Origin of the sequence: Rhodococcus sp. NPDC059234 (assembly GCF_042754225.1) — a bacterium.
Taxonomy (GTDB): domain Bacteria; phylum Actinomycetota; class Actinomycetes; order Mycobacteriales; family Mycobacteriaceae; genus Rhodococcus_G.
Map to the genome: position 1 here is coordinate 93969 of NZ_JBHZAH010000001.1, position 13247 is coordinate 107215.

The following is a 13247-nucleotide window of genomic DNA, read 5'->3' on the forward strand; positions in this document are numbered from 1 at the left end:
TGCCCGGTTCCGGGCACCGGGTCCCAGGCTCACGTGAGCGGGATCGTCACCACCGGGGTGCCGGTCGGCAGGGTCGAGCCGGTCCCCGGTTCGACGGTCACCGTGACGGCGGTCGCCGAATCCAACGCAGGGATCACCTCGCCGCCGGGCGGGGGCATCGTCGTCGCGCTCATCGTGCCGGCCGAGCGCGGCGCACCCGACTCGGGGACGAACCACATCTGGTAGACGTGGCCCTCCGGTGGGGTCGGCACATCGGCCATCGACACCACCAGCGCGTTGGACTGCTCGGAGACACTGAGAGTGACGGTGCCGCCGGCGACGTCGGTGGTCGTCGTTCGGGTGTCGGGGCTTGCCAGCACCTCAGCGACCGTCGGAGTGGACGGGGACGGTTCGAACTGCCTGATCGCCACGGCCGCTCCGACAACGATCACGACGCCGGCCGCAACGGCCAGGACGGCCCGCCGTATGCGCCGTCGACGCTGACCACGGCGACGGGCCAGTTCGTCGCTCGGCTGCTGATCGAGGGCTTCGACGGCGAGCAGGACGCGTTCACGCAGCTCGGGCGGAGGCGCCAGTGCGTCCTGGTCACCGACGAGCGCCATCGTTTCCTGCACGTCGGCGACGATTCGGCCGAAACGGCGGCCGGTGTCGGGGGATGCACGGTCGAGCCGGCCGGCGATCTCCGAGCGCTCCGCTTCCGAGACCGCGGCGAGCGCATACGGGTACGCGAGATCGAGCAGCTCCTGCTCGTCGCCCGTGTGGTTGTCAGGCATCGGTGTTCACCCCCAGACAGTTCTTCAGTCGGATCAGTCCGTCGCGAATACGGGACTTGACGGTCGGCAGCGCGACGTCGAGGTGATCGGCGACCTCGCGGTAGGTACGCCCGCTGTAGTAGGCCAGCCCGATCGCCTCCCGTTGGGTGGCGGTCAGGGTGTCGAGGCAGTCCACCACCTGCCGCTCCTCGAACCGCTGCGCGACCCGCTCGGCGACGACGTCGTGTTCACGGCCGAGATGGGCGGCACCGTAGGCCTTGTCGCGATCGGCAGCGGACTGCTCGGACCGGACCCGGTCCACGCTGCGTCGGTGCGTCAGGGTCAGCAGCCAGCCGATCGGACTCGCCAGGTCCGGGTCGTACTGGCGGGCCGCCGACGACCACACCTGTAGGTAGACCTCCTGGGTGACCTCCTCGGCCAGCGTCGGGTTGCACACGACGCGGGAGGCGAGCCCGAACACCCGCGCGCAGGTGCGGTCGTAGAACCGGGCGAACGCATCTCGGTCCCCGTCAGCGGCTGCGCCCAGCAGGCTGGCGAGTTCGGCGGTCGGCGGGTCCGCGTGCCTGCCCGGTCGGGCGACCGGGCCGGCGGGGACCGTCGCATCGCCGCCGGCGCGACGCGGAATGTCCACGAGAGCATCGTGGCACAACGCCGGGCGGGCCGCCGGGCCCCGGGAGTCATCGGCCACGGCACGATTCCCGTGCGAGGACGAACTGGTGGACGTCGAGGTAGCCGGACGCGAAACCGGCCTCCGAGTACCCGAGGTACAGCCGCCACATGCGGCGGAAGATCGGGTCGAATCCGAGCGTGTCGGCGCTGCCGGAGCGTGCGGTGAACCGGCCCAGCCACAACCGCAGAGTGTGCGCGTAATGCGGCCCGAACGAGTACCTGTCGGTGACCCGCAGCCCGGTGTGCGCGGCGGTCAACTGCTCGAGTAGCTCCACCGACGGCAGGAATCCGCCCGGGAAGATGTACTTGTGCACCCACGTGTAGGTGCGGCGGGTGGCGAGCATCCGCTCGTGCGGCATGGTGATCGCCTGCAGCGCAACGCGTCCGCCGTCGGCGAGGAGCCGGTCGAGGGTCTGCAGATAGGTGGGCAGGTAGCGGTAGCCGACCGCCTCGAGCATCTCCACCGACACTATTGCGTCGTACCGGCCGGTGACGTCCCGGTAGTCCTGCAGCGCGACGGTGACCCGGTCCGCCAGGCCGGTCGCCGCGATCCGTTCACGGGCGAGCAGTTGCTGTTCCCGCGACAGGGTCACCGTGTGCACGCGGGCGCCGCGCTGCGCGGCCCGGATCGCCAGTTCGCCCCAGCCGGTACCGATCTCGAGCAGACGGGCGCCGGCGCCGACACCGGCGGCGTCGAGAAGCCGGTCGATCTTGCGACGCTGCGCGTCCGCCAGATCCGTCCAGGACGGCGCCGGGTCGAGCCCGTCGAACAGCGCGGACGAGTACGTCATCGTCTCGTCGAGGAACAGGCTGAAGAACTCGTTCGACAGGTCGTAGTGGTGGGCGACGTTCGCACGGGCGCCGGCCCGGGTGCCGCGCTGGGCGCGCGGCTGCCGCGGCAGGCACAGCGCCCGCAGCCGCTGCAGCGGTGCCGGGACCAGGGTGTCGATGTGCGAGGCGAGGACGGTCAGGACGGCGGCGAGGTGGGGTGCGGACCAGTCCCCGGCCATGTACGCCTCACCGAAGCCGATCAGGCCGCCTGCGGCGACCCGCGCGGCGAAGTCGCCGGGACGGTGCAGCAGCATCAGCGGACCACCACCGGGCGCGGCGCCGAGCGCCGTCCCGTCCGGGTACTCGACCCGCAGCGGCAGATCGGTCACCGCGGCCCGGAACATCGCCGCGACGAGCGGGGCGCCGGCCACCGCACGCGGTCCACGGGGGAGACGGGCGATCGCCTCCCACCGAGCCGGGAGGGGTCGTGCGGTGGCGTGGGCGTGGGCGTGATCGAGGGTCATCGGAGTGCCTCCTGTCGGGGAACGATCGGCAGGCCGCGCGACCACAGACGCAACCCCTGCCAGCGGATACGCAGGGAGACGAGCAGCGGTGCCACCGGCATCGTGAGCAGGGCAGACAGCACGGTGCGCGTGTCGGCCGGCCGCACCGGGCCGGTCATGGTCGCGGCGAACACGGTGTCTCCGGCGGGATCGCGCAAGGCAATCGCGACCCCCAGCCGACGGCCGGGTTCGGGCACGTGCAGCCGGTACGTGCCGGCGACCTCGTTGAAGGGGGAGACGTAGAGCGCCTTCGTCACGGTCGCATCGCCGGCCCGGTCGGGCAGCACCAGGTAGCGATGCCGGCCGCCGTAGGTGTTGTGCACCTCCGCGACCACACACAGCAGGTCGCCGGCCCGACTGTGGCACCAGTACAGGGTCAGCGGGTTGAACACGTGGCCGAGGACGCGCGCGTTCGCGAGCATCAGGATCCGGCCGCCGTCGAGGTCGATGCCCAGGTCGGTGAGGTGGGCGTCGACGTTCTCCCGAAGAGTCCGCCGCGGATCACCGAGGTGGTCGGCGGCACGGAAGCGCGCGAACGGCCGCAGCATCCTCGGCAGGTCGGGCAGTTCGTCGAGGTCGACGAGCCAGCAGTAGCTGCGGTAGGCGAACTCGTGACGGACCGGTGCCCGGCGCACGTGCCGGATCCGGGTCCGCACCATCCGCGGCGAACTCACCCGGTCACCGCCACCACGCGGCGAGCGTCGGGCGCCGGGCCGTCCCAGCGGCCACCGACACGTTCGGCCGCCACCAGACCGGACACCGCCCCGTCCTCGTGGAAACCCCAGCCGTGGTAGGCGCCGGCGAACGCCAGCCGGGTGTCCCCGAGCTCCGGCAGCCGCCGCTGCGCCGCCAGGAACGTCGGCGTGTACTGCGGGTGCTCGTAGACCATGGTGTCGATTACCGCCGCCGGATCCACCCGGGCACCGTCGCCGAGAGTGACCACGAACCGCCGGTCGGTCAGCGCGTCGAGGCGCTGTAAGCGGTTCAGGTCGTAGCTGACCAGCACCCGGTCCGGACGTGCGTCGCACGACGGCAGCCGGTAGTTCCACGACGCCCGCGTCCCCGGACGGCTCGGCAGCACCGATGGATCACCGTGCAGCACCGTGTGATTTGTCGAATACGTGAGTGCCCCGAGCACCTCCGTCTCGACGCGGGTCGGGGACGCGAGCAACGCCAGCGCCTCGTGTGGGTGAGTGGCGACGACGGCCGCGTCGAAGGAATCGACCCGATCGACGGCGTCGCGTACGGTCACCCCGGCCGTGTCGCGGCGGACGGCGCGCACCGGCACCCCACCGCGCACAGCGTGCAGACGGTCTGCGACGGCCTGCACGTAGCGGCCGGAACCGCCGGTGACGGTGCGCCAGATCGGCGAACCGAACAACGTCAGCATCCCGTGGTGATCGAGGAACGTCAGCAGGTACCGGACCGGGAAGTCCAGTGCCGCGCCAGGGGGACACGACCACACCGCGGCGACCAACGGCACCATGAAGTGTGCGGTGAAGTACTGGGAGAAGTGGGCCGCGCCGAGGAACTCCCCGAGCGTGCGTCGGGTGTCGCCGGCGCTACCGGTGTCGAGTTCGGTGCGGGCGATCCGGTGGAACCGAGTGACTTCCGTCAGCATTCGCAGGTACCGGCCGCGCCGCAGCGAACCCGGGTCGGCGAACAGTCCGCGCGGGCCCTTCGCGCCGGCGTACTGCAGTCCGCACCCGTCGCAGCACACCGACATCGACATGTCCGACTCCTGGGTGACGACCCCGAGTTCGCCGAACAACCGCAGCAGCGTCGGATAGGTGCGGTCGTTGTGCACGATGAACCCGGAGTCGATGCCGACGGTCGCGGAGTCGTCGCCGCGGCCGACGGGCAGTCGATGCGTGTGCGCGTGCCCGCCGAGACGTGGCTGGGCCTCGTAGAGCGTGACCTCGGCGGAGTGGGCCAGGACCCACGCCGCCGTCAATCCCGATATCCCGCTGCCGATTACTGCGACCCGCCGCATCGACTGTCCTCCTGTCCGGTTCACATCCGGTATTCGTCGCGGGCGCCGGTGCGGATGGGTGAGTCCTGCCGGATCAGCTACTGCGCCGGCATCAGGACCGAGTCGACGAGATACACGGTCGCGTTGGCGGTGTGGACCCCGCCGCAGATCACGGCGGCGCCGTTGACGTCGAGACTGTCTCCGGACCCGGTGACGGTGACGGTGCCGCCCTCGACCGTCTTGTGCTGTCCGTCGATGCTGTTCGGGCCGATCTGGCCGGGCACCACGTGGTAGGTGAGGATCTTCGTCAGCGTCGCCGAATCGGTCCTGAGCGAGTCGATCGTCGCGGGATCGATCTTGACGAACGCCGAATCCACCGGTGCGAACACCGTGAACTCACCGCCGTCGAGGGTGTCGACCAGGTTGACGTTCGGGTTGAGCTTGCCCGAAACCGCGGACACCAGCGTGGTCAGCAACGGATTGTTCGCCGCCGCAACCGCAACGGGGTCCTGAGCCATCCCGGTCACCGAGCCGGGCCCGGTCGGCACCCTGGCTGCGTAGTCCTTGCATCCGGGTCCCACGAGATCGGCAGCCGGGTCCATCTGACCGGTCTTGGCCGACATCGCCGATGGCGTGTCCTGAGACACAGCAGGTGAGGACATCGAGGGGGCCGAGTCGTCACCTGAACACGCCGCCAGGCCCAGCACCGCGACCGCGGCCATGCCGGCCGCCGCGACTGCCTTGTGCTGAATGCTCTTCATCATCGGTCACTCCTTCTCGGACGGCCGAAACCGCCGTTGCGATCAGCTCTCAACGGTGGGTTCGGCGCCGATTCCGGCGTGGATGGGTCCGATCGGAACTTCATGCGGAACCTGTGCCCCGCCCCGGGCCCGTCCATGCCTCCTGGGCGACCAATCCGGAGCGGGCCCGGCTCCGAATGCCAATCATGCACGTCAACGTGCTCATCGGACTTCTCGGCGGACTGATCGCGTCTGCCTCGCTCACCCTCGCGGGTGCGACGCTGCCGTGCCTGCCGCCCCGCGCGCACCGCCGATGGCCGCGCCGGACCCTGCTGCTCGTTGCCGCCACGGTCTGCGCTGTGCTCGCAGCGAGCTACCCGGCCGGTGCCCACATCCCGGTCATGCTCACCCCGTGTGACAACGCGGATGCCCTCGCCGCCAGCCCGATGGTGCTCTCCGGCACCACCTCGTTCGCCTTCTACGGCCGTACCGGCCACACCGGCGAGACTCGCGCGGTGCGGATTCAACTCGTGGCGGGCCAGCAGTTCCACGCCGAGCTGCTCATTCCCGACCTGGCCCCTGAAACCGGCCTCGACGCCACTGGGCAGCCCCGCCTGGCAATCGACGATCCGTCAGGGCAGGCGCGGCTACTGGACAACACTCAGCGCAGCTACTTCTTCGAACCGTTGACCCAGACCTCGTATCTCGTGCTGGCCGAGACCACATCCGTCGCCGCGACCGGTACCTACGCCGTCATCGTGATCGGGGGCGCGCCCACCCGGTTCGTCGCCGTGACCGGCCAGGACGAGCAATTCGCAGCCGCCGTCGTCAACGCCAGTCGGGCGAGCACCGGCGACGTCCTCCGCTGGTACACCACGCCCCCTGCGCCGGACGGTCCGGGCGACCCAGCGAATCCTGACGCCGGACCCACTACCGGCAATGGATGCCGTCAGTGAGTCCGATTGTCGACAATCGCAGACGAGACGCCCGGCTCCGCGAGTGGATGCTCACCCTCGGTCGCGAACAACGCATGTGACCCAACGGATCTGCGCTTCAACGGACCCGGCTCGGTTCGGTGGTTCCGGCGCCCGTTGCGACGTCCGCGCAGGGCGGGTTCACAGCCGTCGCAGACGGAGCGTCCGCAGCCCTACCGGCCGGCGGTGAGCAGGATGTGGTCGAACCGATCTCGGAGTCCGCCAGGCAGATCGATGGCGGTCGGCAGGGTCGCGACGATCTTCTCCGCGATCACGCGGAGTTTGACGTTGGCCTGTTGTGAGCACCAGGTCAACACGTCGAAGGCGCGGTCCGCGCTGACCCCGTAGACCACCATCAGGGCGCCCTTGGCTTGCTCGATGTCGGCGCGGGACTCGATGAGTTCGGGCAGCGACTCGGCGATCGTGCGGTCGGTGTCGGCATCGACGGAGTCGGTGACGTCGACGTAGAAACCGGCCGTGCCGATCGCATGGCCGTCGGCCATTATGCGATCGCCCACGACCACGACGTGGTGGACCCGGCCCGAGGTGTCGATGATCCGGTGTCGGCTGCTGAAGGGCTCGCCGTCGCGCAGCACGCGCTCCAGAAGGGCGGCGACGCCGTCCCGGTCATCGGGGTGCTTGTGCGCGAGCAGTAGTTCGGTCGTGGGGGTGATCTGTCCGGGTCCGTAGCCGTGCATACGCGCGACCGCATCCGACCACTCCCAGCGCTGCCCCTCGAAGAGGAAGCGGAAGCTGCCGACCCGAGTGAGTCGGCCCGATATCAGCACCTCGCGATAGCCGTCGTCAGCCGTCGTCACCCACCAATTCTGTCACCGAACCTCGCGCCCGGCGAGCGCGCCGCCGAAGCTGACCGGGGCAGTCCGGATGCCTCACTTAGTCGGCTGCGGCACCGTGCAGTCCGCGATCTTCGGGTTGACACCGAAGTAGTTCAGCGGACCCGCGACGACGGTGAGTGCGATGGTCCCCGCGTTCGCACAGCTCGTGGCGGAGTTGCTGCTGTAGTAGCCGCGCTGGCCCGCGGCTATCGCGCCGACGATCAGCCAGACCAGCACGATCAGCGTGACGATCCTCATGACGCCTCCCGGATTCGGCTGCCGACTACCCGGGCAGGTCGAGTGGTAAACGCCCCTGCGGGTCAGTGTCGGGCGGGTGGAGGTGAATCCCCGGTGGCTGCGGCGGCAGCGTATTGCTGGTGTCGACGACGGAAACGTTCTCGGTGTCCTCGCCACATTTCGGCGTCCACCGCTGCCTCGGCCTCCTGCTGTTGCCGAGAGCGGCGCCGGGCCAGCGCCACACCGATTCGGGCGGCCGCGCTTCGTTGGCGAAGAGCGGACGCGCGTGCCGTTGCGGCGTTGTCGTCGAGCAGGCGGCCCGCCGTGGAGTCGAGGTCGACGAGGAGTCGTTCGAAGGCCAAGCGGAGCGTCGCAGCCTGATTCAGGTGGGAGACCCCGAAGTCCTCGATGAGCTGGAGCGGGAACTGCATTGCCTCGTACGGGACTCTGAGGAGAACCATCGGCCCGGGAAATCTGGCGGGGCCGGGGTTCGTGGTCTCCTGACGTGGGGGATCGTCTCCGATCACCTGCTTCTCGCTCGACACCCGAGGTGACTGCTCGTAGGCCATCAGGCCCAGATAGTCGTGGGCCTCCACCAGGCGCCTGAATTCCTCGTCGCGGTGGTGTTTGTCCAGATCGACCATGTCGTCCCTTCTGGTGACCCCCGGGCACGATTCAGGTTAACGCCGATCGGCTGGTTTCGGCGCCATTGACGGGACACGAATGTCGCTACCGGCCGGTCACCACATTTGTGCTGGCGCGGCCGGATGACGCCCGGCGACCGAGCTTTCGCGACAGCGCGTCACCGTGACCCGTCGCCAATGACGACGACCAGTTCTTCGAGGGTCTGGTGTGGGCGCGACCGCCAATCAGCGTGCGCGACTGCGTAACACCGGCCCGAACGGGACACGCGCACGTGCGGCCACCTCCTGCTCTGTCGCGCCGAGTCGCTGCCCACCGTGGTCGGGCAGGGCACGGACGGGGAATTGGCGAGTACCCCTGTCCCAGTGCAGAAGTCAAGCACGGTGGACCCGTCCGGGAGTCGATTTCGGACAGCACGGACGTGGGCAGCCAAGTATCCTGCTGCCGGCGGTAGACGCCCGGCACACGGATGAGTGCGTCGAGAATTCTCGACCGGGAGGGAGCAACGGCGCCGCCCGATCGCGAAGGGGCGGACGATGCTTCGAAGACCCGCCTGGACCGAGGGGTGTCCCCAACGATCTTCACAGCGTCATTCCCGAACCGGAGGGCCCGGATGCGGCGGTTGAGGCGCCGGGGGTATCGGATCGGGCTCCGGGCCGGGGGCCGGCGTGGGTGAGGGACGTTACGGACCCGGCGGGATCTCGTCGCGGCCACCTCGATGCTGTTCGAGCAGCGTGCGCGCCATTCCCTGGGCGCGCCGCGCGGCGTCCGCGTCGCCCTCGACCGCAGCAATGATCGATCCCTTCATGAGGATGTGCCACGAGCGGGCAAACCCCTCCGGGTCGTCGAGGCCCGCGCGTTGAGCACGTTTGCGTAGGACACCGCGGATCGTTTCGAGGTGAGTGATGCAGGCCCGGCCGGGGACGCTCTCGGGGCCCATCTCGAGCAGTACGTTGATGAACGAGCAGCCATCGAAGTGGGCGCTGTCGCTGAACAGGTCGTCGAAGACGTCGAAGATCGCGAGGAGTTGCTGCTCCGGGGTCTCTCCGCGGGCGCGGGACTGCGCATCCACGAGGGCGAACGTCCACCTCGCCTCGCGGCGTTCGAGGAATGCCAGGACCAGCTCGTTCTTGGTGCGGAAATGCTGATACAGCGTCGCTTTCGCCACGCCGGACGTTGCGATGATCTCGTTGATACCGACATCCCGGATCCCCCGGCTGGAAAACAGGCGGTAAGCCGTGTCGAGGATGCGTTCTCGTGCACCACCCGGCCCGGTTCGCGGGGTGTCGAGCAGCCCAGTCACAGGTTCCAGGGTACTCATCGAGTGCCTGGTGTACAGACCGGTCTGGGCGTGCTAGAACGGTAAGTGGTTGAGAGCACAGCCGGACCTGTTCGCGCGAGCCATGACCTAGTCGGCCCGACGGGCAATCGTGCACATGTGGACTCCTTTCCCACGTCGTCGCACGCAGCGCGCGCATGGAAACCTCATCTATTTCCTGGAGGTTCGCGATGATTGCTGCCACCACTCTCGAACGCAGACCGGCTCCGCATCCCGACCGTCCGTTCTTTCGCCCGCCCGATCGCGACGGCTGCTGTCACACCGCGATCGTCAGCGTCGGCGGCGATCTCGACGCGACGAGCATCGGGCAGTTCCGGCAGGTACTCGACCTCGCCTTGTCGACCTGCTATCACAGGGTGGTGATCGACCTGTCCGCGGCGGATTTCGTCAGCATCGCGGCGGCGGCCCAGCTGGGAGAGGCGAAGCGACAGGCCCTTCGTTCGCGCCTCGACCTGACGCTCGTCTCCGGACCACCAGCGGTAGAACATGTCTTGCGGGTCACCGGCATTCGCGATCTCTTCCGGTACCACTCGTCGATCCGGTCGGCGGTGGCGCCCTCGACCGGGGATGCGGTGGGCACGGACTGAACGCCCATCCCTGATTCGGCGAGAGCCCGCGACGCGGTGCGTTTGCCGCGACGCCGGACGGGGTATCTCGACTCGAGGTGAACCGCGTAACCGATAGGAGTCCGCCATGATCATTCTCGGAGTCATCTTGTTGATCATCGGGTTCGTGTTCGGGATCCCGATCCTGTGGACCGTCGGCATCGTCTTGCTCGTGATCGGGCTGATCCTGATGCTGCTCGGCGCGTCCGGGCGTGCGGTGGGCGGACGTAGGCACTACTACTGATCAGACGAACGGGGACTGGAGCTGCTGCGGTCTGGGTAGTTGAGGGGCGCCCCACGGCTGCATTCGATCAGGTGAAGGGAGTGCCGATGTCGGAACCCCTCGGGTCGGGGCCGCGCGCTGCGGAACTGGGCGCCCCCGTCGAAGTGCGCGTCGCAGCCGAGCTGGCGCAGCTCCCGGTGCTGCGCGCGATGGCCGAGACGATCACGCTGCTCAGCGAGTTCAACCTCGACGAGATCTCCGACGTCACGCTCGCGGTCGATCAGATCTGCTCGGATCTGATCGCCGACGCGGTCGCCGGAGCAGAGCTGGTGTGTCGCTTTCAGCTGACGGACGGGGTCCTGAACGTTGCCGTCTCGACGAACACGCGCACGGCCGACACACCCGACCGGCAGGGCTTCGGCTGGCACGTCCTTCGTACCCTGACCGATTCGATCGCGGTCACCCGGGAGGCACTGGCCACATCGGGCCCCGGTTACCACACCACCGTCGAGCTCTCGAAGGCCAAGGGCGGCGAGTAGTGCAGCTCGGTCGAGCCGAACGCGAACGGCCCACGAGGTCAGTGACCGACGACTACGCCGACGTCGCCGTTCTGTTCGAGCGTGCTGCCGATCTCGGTGCCGGCGATGGCGAGTCCGTGCGCGAGGAGATCATCGCGCGATGCCTGCCTCTCGCCGAGCACATCGCCAGGCGGTTCAGCGGCAGGGGCGAACCCTACGACGACCTGGTGCAGGTCGCGAGGCTCGGACTGGTGAACGCGGTGGACCGGTTCGACGTCGGCCGCGGATCGGACTTCGTGTCGTTCGCGGTGCCGACGATCATGGGTGAGGTCCGTAGGCATTTCCGCGACACCGGATGGGCGATGCGCGTGCCCCGCCGGATGAAGGAACTGCACCTGCGGATCACGAAGGCGGTTCCGGCGCTGTCACAGCGGTACGGTCGCGCACCGACGGCGGGGGAGATCGCGGCCGAGCTGGGCATCGGCGTCGCCGAGGTGTCCGAGGGCCTGATCGCGGGCAGCGCCTACCGGACGACGTCCATCGACGCGCCGGTCGCCGGCCGGGGACTCGACGTTCCGCTGGTGGAAACGCTCGGAGCCGAGGACGACTCGCTGGAGATGGTCGAGGAGTTCACGGCGGTCGCCCCGGCCCTCGCACGACTCCCCGAACGCGAGCGCACGATTCTGGCCCTGCGGTTCTACGGGTCGCTGACGCAGACTCAGATAGCCGATCGGCTCGGGATTTCGCAGATGCACGTGTCGCGCATCCTGTCCAGGACGCTGAGGGACCTGCGCGAGGAGTTGACCGGGGACCGCGACCGGCCCACGGCGGCGAACTAGTTGCGGTCCAGTTGCGGCAACACGGTCTCGCGCGCGAGCAGCAGCACGGCCGCGGCGACAGGGATTGCGAGCAGCGCACCGACGATACCGAGCAGCGCGCCGCCGATCAGGACCGCGACCACCGTCACCAGGGGCGGCACCTTGACCGTCCTGCCGATGATCCTCGGCACGAGGAGGTAGTCCTCGAACAGTCGCAGGGCGATGAAGAAGGCGACCGTCGCGAGTGACACCGGCAGCGACACGGTCAGGGCGACGAGCGCGACGACGACGCCGGCGAGGGTCGACCCGACGATCGGGATCAGGTCCAGCACGGCGACCAGCACCGCCAGCAGCAGCGGATAGGGAACTCCGAAGCCGATCAGCCACCCGAATGTGAGTACGGCCGTGATCAGCGAGATCAGGAGGTTGCCCAGGACGTATCCGCCGACCTTGGCGAAGATCTCGTCGCCGATGAGGATCGTGCGCGGCCGTCGTGAGCTCGGTGCCAGTCGGTACAACGACGAGCGGAGCCGGGCGAAGTCCGCGAGCAGGTACGCGGTGAGAACGACGACAACCACCGTCCCGGTCACCGCGCCGAGCACGATCTTCCCGGCGCCGACGATCCCACCGACCACACCGGGGACGGAACCGCCGCCGACCGCCTGCTGGAGTTGGTCCTGCAGGTGAAGTCGGCTGTCGAGTTCATCGACAGCCGGATAGCGCTGCCGAAGGTGATGGAGGTAGTCGGGTGCGTTGTGGACCAGGTTGGTGCCCTGATCCACAACCGGGGGGATAGCGGCAGCCAGGAATGCGGCGAGCATTCCGAAGGCCACGACGAACACCACGGTCACGGCAGCCCATCGGGGAAACCCATGTCGCACAAGCCAAGAGACCGCCGGTTCCAGTCCAATCGCCAGAAACGCGGCGATCGCGATGAGCACGAGAACGCCTCGCGCGGCGATCAGCACTTCGATGAGGCCATAGGTGACCGCCACTCCCGCGGCAGCGGCCATGCCGATCATGAACGGTGAGCGGCGGTCGAACGGTGCGCCTGCCGTACCCAACGGATGTGTGGGCGAGCTGATCCGGGCCGCGCCCCGTTCGGCCGCGACGATGTTGTCGCCCTCCGTGTCCGAATGCGGCTGTCCGACGTAGTCGCGGTGGCCTTCCGCGGCGTCGTCGTCACGGGGCGACGACCCGGCCTCCGAGTCTCGCATCGGAGTGGTCAGTCCTTGAATACGTCCTTGACCTTCTCGCCCGCCTGCTTGAGGTTTCCCTTGGCACGGTCCTTCTGTCCCTCGGCCTCGGTGTCGGTGTCGCCGGTTGCCTTGCCGATCTTCTCCTTGGCCGATCCTGCCAGCTCTTCGGCCTTGTTCTTGGCCTTGTCGACGGCTCCCATGGTCTGCTCCTTCGCGGTTCGAGCTGCGCGGTTGCAGCGTCGGTGAGTTGTGTTGCGTGGACCCGTGGTACCCCGTCGTGGCTGTCGGGAAACAACGCCGCCGGGAGGATTTCGTCGCATGGACACGTTTCGAACCGCGGGATGCGGGCATCCCCCCGGCATGGGCCT

The 13247-nt window shown here is 68.8% G+C and carries 17 protein-coding genes; 5 read left to right on the forward strand and 12 right to left on the reverse strand.

Features of this window, described 5'->3' with window-relative positions; genetic code table 11:
- Positions 1 to 29: 29 nt before the first annotated feature.
- The 6 genes from ACFXGJ_RS00325 to ACFXGJ_RS00350 all read right to left on the reverse strand — a co-directional run bounded on the left by ACFXGJ_RS00325 (position 30) and on the right by ACFXGJ_RS00350 (position 5509).
- Positions 30 to 773, reverse strand: a complete 744-nt coding sequence (locus tag ACFXGJ_RS00325) for an anti-sigma factor domain-containing protein (protein WP_378615280.1) — start codon at positions 771 to 773, stop codon at positions 30 to 32.
- Complete coding sequence (gene sigK, locus ACFXGJ_RS00330; protein WP_378615282.1) at positions 766 to 1404, reverse strand: ECF RNA polymerase sigma factor SigK; 639 nt, start codon at positions 1402 to 1404, stop codon at positions 766 to 768. The genes ACFXGJ_RS00325 and sigK overlap by 8 nt, the downstream gene beginning before the upstream one ends.
- Positions 1405 to 1450: 46 nt before the next feature.
- Positions 1451 to 2737 (reverse strand): class I SAM-dependent methyltransferase, encoded by a 1287-nt coding sequence (locus ACFXGJ_RS00335; protein ID WP_378615284.1) that lies wholly within the window; start codon positions 2735 to 2737, stop codon positions 1451 to 1453.
- Positions 2734 to 3450: a DUF1365 domain-containing protein gene (locus ACFXGJ_RS00340; protein ID WP_378615286.1), complete on the reverse strand. Its 717-nt coding sequence runs from the start codon at positions 3448 to 3450 to the stop codon at positions 2734 to 2736. The genes ACFXGJ_RS00335 and ACFXGJ_RS00340 overlap by 4 nt, the downstream gene beginning before the upstream one ends.
- Positions 3447 to 4769, reverse strand: a complete 1323-nt coding sequence (locus ACFXGJ_RS00345) for an NAD(P)/FAD-dependent oxidoreductase (protein ID WP_378615288.1) — start codon at positions 4767 to 4769, stop codon at positions 3447 to 3449. The genes ACFXGJ_RS00340 and ACFXGJ_RS00345 overlap by 4 nt, the downstream gene beginning before the upstream one ends.
- Before the next feature lie 77 nt (positions 4770 to 4846).
- Positions 4847 to 5509: a fasciclin domain-containing protein gene (locus ACFXGJ_RS00350; protein ID WP_378615348.1), complete on the reverse strand. Its 663-nt coding sequence runs from the start codon at positions 5507 to 5509 to the stop codon at positions 4847 to 4849.
- A 185-nt stretch (positions 5510 to 5694) separates the two neighbouring features.
- Here ACFXGJ_RS00350 and ACFXGJ_RS00355 point away from each other — a divergent pair, with 185 nt between their 5' ends.
- Complete coding sequence (locus ACFXGJ_RS00355; protein ID WP_378615290.1) at positions 5695 to 6444, forward strand: hypothetical protein; 750 nt, start codon at positions 5695 to 5697, stop codon at positions 6442 to 6444.
- Positions 6445 to 6635: 191 nt separating this feature from the next.
- Here ACFXGJ_RS00355 and ACFXGJ_RS00360 read toward each other — a convergent pair whose 3' ends face one another.
- From ACFXGJ_RS00360 to ACFXGJ_RS00375, 4 genes are all read right to left on the reverse strand, one after another.
- Positions 6636 to 7280 (reverse strand): PAS and ANTAR domain-containing protein, encoded by a 645-nt coding sequence (locus ACFXGJ_RS00360; protein ID WP_378615292.1) that lies wholly within the window; start codon positions 7278 to 7280, stop codon positions 6636 to 6638.
- Positions 7281 to 7352: 72 nt separating this feature from the next.
- Complete coding sequence (locus ACFXGJ_RS00365; RefSeq protein WP_378615294.1) at positions 7353 to 7556, reverse strand: hypothetical protein; 204 nt, start codon at positions 7554 to 7556, stop codon at positions 7353 to 7355.
- A 62-nt stretch (positions 7557 to 7618) separates the two neighbouring features.
- A complete protein-coding gene (locus ACFXGJ_RS00370) occupies positions 7619 to 8179 on the reverse strand; it encodes a hypothetical protein (protein WP_378615296.1) in 561 nt (186 codons plus the stop codon).
- Positions 8180 to 8859: 680 nt separating this feature from the next.
- The gene (locus ACFXGJ_RS00375; RefSeq protein WP_378615350.1) at positions 8860 to 9471 is read right to left on the reverse strand and encodes a TetR/AcrR family transcriptional regulator; all 612 of its coding nucleotides are present in this window, start codon (positions 9469 to 9471) and stop codon (positions 8860 to 8862) included.
- Positions 9472 to 9686: 215 nt separating this feature from the next.
- On the opposite strand from ACFXGJ_RS00375, the gene ACFXGJ_RS00380 reads away from it, so the two are divergent.
- The 4 genes from ACFXGJ_RS00380 (at position 9687) to ACFXGJ_RS00395 (ending at position 11701) form a co-directional block, all read left to right on the forward strand.
- The gene (locus ACFXGJ_RS00380) at positions 9687 to 10103 is read left to right on the forward strand and encodes an STAS domain-containing protein (RefSeq protein ID WP_378615297.1); all 417 of its coding nucleotides are present in this window, start codon (positions 9687 to 9689) and stop codon (positions 10101 to 10103) included.
- 106 nt (positions 10104 to 10209) lie between these two features.
- Positions 10210 to 10365, forward strand: coding sequence for a DUF6131 family protein (locus ACFXGJ_RS00385; RefSeq protein ID WP_378615299.1), 156 nt, complete (start codon positions 10210 to 10212; stop codon positions 10363 to 10365).
- Between the two features lie 86 nt (positions 10366 to 10451).
- Complete coding sequence (locus ACFXGJ_RS00390; protein ID WP_378615301.1) at positions 10452 to 10883, forward strand: ATP-binding protein; 432 nt, start codon at positions 10452 to 10454, stop codon at positions 10881 to 10883.
- 41 nt (positions 10884 to 10924) lie between these two features.
- Positions 10925 to 11701 (forward strand): SigB/SigF/SigG family RNA polymerase sigma factor, encoded by a 777-nt coding sequence (locus ACFXGJ_RS00395; RefSeq protein WP_378615303.1) that lies wholly within the window; start codon positions 10925 to 10927, stop codon positions 11699 to 11701.
- On the opposite strand, the gene ACFXGJ_RS00400 is transcribed toward ACFXGJ_RS00395, so the two are convergent.
- Both ACFXGJ_RS00400 and ACFXGJ_RS00405 read right to left on the reverse strand, forming a co-directional pair.
- A complete protein-coding gene (locus tag ACFXGJ_RS00400; protein ID WP_378615305.1) occupies positions 11698 to 12897 on the reverse strand; it encodes an AI-2E family transporter in 1200 nt (399 codons plus the stop codon). The two genes, ACFXGJ_RS00395 and ACFXGJ_RS00400, sit on opposite strands and share 4 nt — an antisense overlap.
- A gap of 8 nt (positions 12898 to 12905) precedes the next feature.
- Positions 12906 to 13079: a CsbD family protein gene (locus ACFXGJ_RS00405; RefSeq protein ID WP_378615307.1), complete on the reverse strand. Its 174-nt coding sequence runs from the start codon at positions 13077 to 13079 to the stop codon at positions 12906 to 12908.
- Positions 13080 to 13247: the final 168 nt, after the last annotated feature.

Excerpts from the sequence above, each read along its gene's own strand:
- ACFXGJ_RS00350 (WP_378615348.1), bottom strand. The coding sequence starts at position 5,509 with ATGAAGAGCATTCAGCACAAGGCAGTCGCGGCGGCCGGCATGGCCGCG.
- ACFXGJ_RS00345 (WP_378615288.1), bottom strand. The coding sequence starts at position 4,769 with ATGCGGCGGGTCGCAGTAATCGGCAGCGGGATATCGGGATTGACGGCG.
- ACFXGJ_RS00370 (WP_378615296.1), bottom strand. The coding sequence starts at position 8,179 with ATGGTCGATCTGGACAAACACCACCGCGACGAGGAATTCAGGCGCCTG.
- ACFXGJ_RS00335 (WP_378615284.1), bottom strand. The coding sequence starts at position 2,737 with ATGACCCTCGATCACGCCCACGCCCACGCCACCGCACGACCCCTCCCG.
- ACFXGJ_RS00355 (WP_378615290.1), top strand. The coding sequence starts at position 5,695 with ATGCACGTCAACGTGCTCATCGGACTTCTCGGCGGACTGATCGCGTCT.
- ACFXGJ_RS00325 (WP_378615280.1), bottom strand. The coding sequence starts at position 773 with ATGCCTGACAACCACACGGGCGACGAGCAGGAGCTGCTCGATCTCGCG.
- ACFXGJ_RS00365 (WP_378615294.1), bottom strand. The coding sequence starts at position 7,556 with ATGAGGATCGTCACGCTGATCGTGCTGGTCTGGCTGATCGTCGGCGCG.
- ACFXGJ_RS00405 (WP_378615307.1), bottom strand. The coding sequence starts at position 13,079 with ATGGGAGCCGTCGACAAGGCCAAGAACAAGGCCGAAGAGCTGGCAGGA.
- ACFXGJ_RS00380 (WP_378615297.1), top strand. The coding sequence starts at position 9,687 with ATGATTGCTGCCACCACTCTCGAACGCAGACCGGCTCCGCATCCCGAC.
- ACFXGJ_RS00385 (WP_378615299.1), top strand. The coding sequence starts at position 10,210 with ATGATCATTCTCGGAGTCATCTTGTTGATCATCGGGTTCGTGTTCGGG.
- ACFXGJ_RS00390 (WP_378615301.1), top strand. The coding sequence starts at position 10,452 with ATGTCGGAACCCCTCGGGTCGGGGCCGCGCGCTGCGGAACTGGGCGCC.
- ACFXGJ_RS00400 (WP_378615305.1), bottom strand. The coding sequence starts at position 12,897 with ATGCGAGACTCGGAGGCCGGGTCGTCGCCCCGTGACGACGACGCCGCG.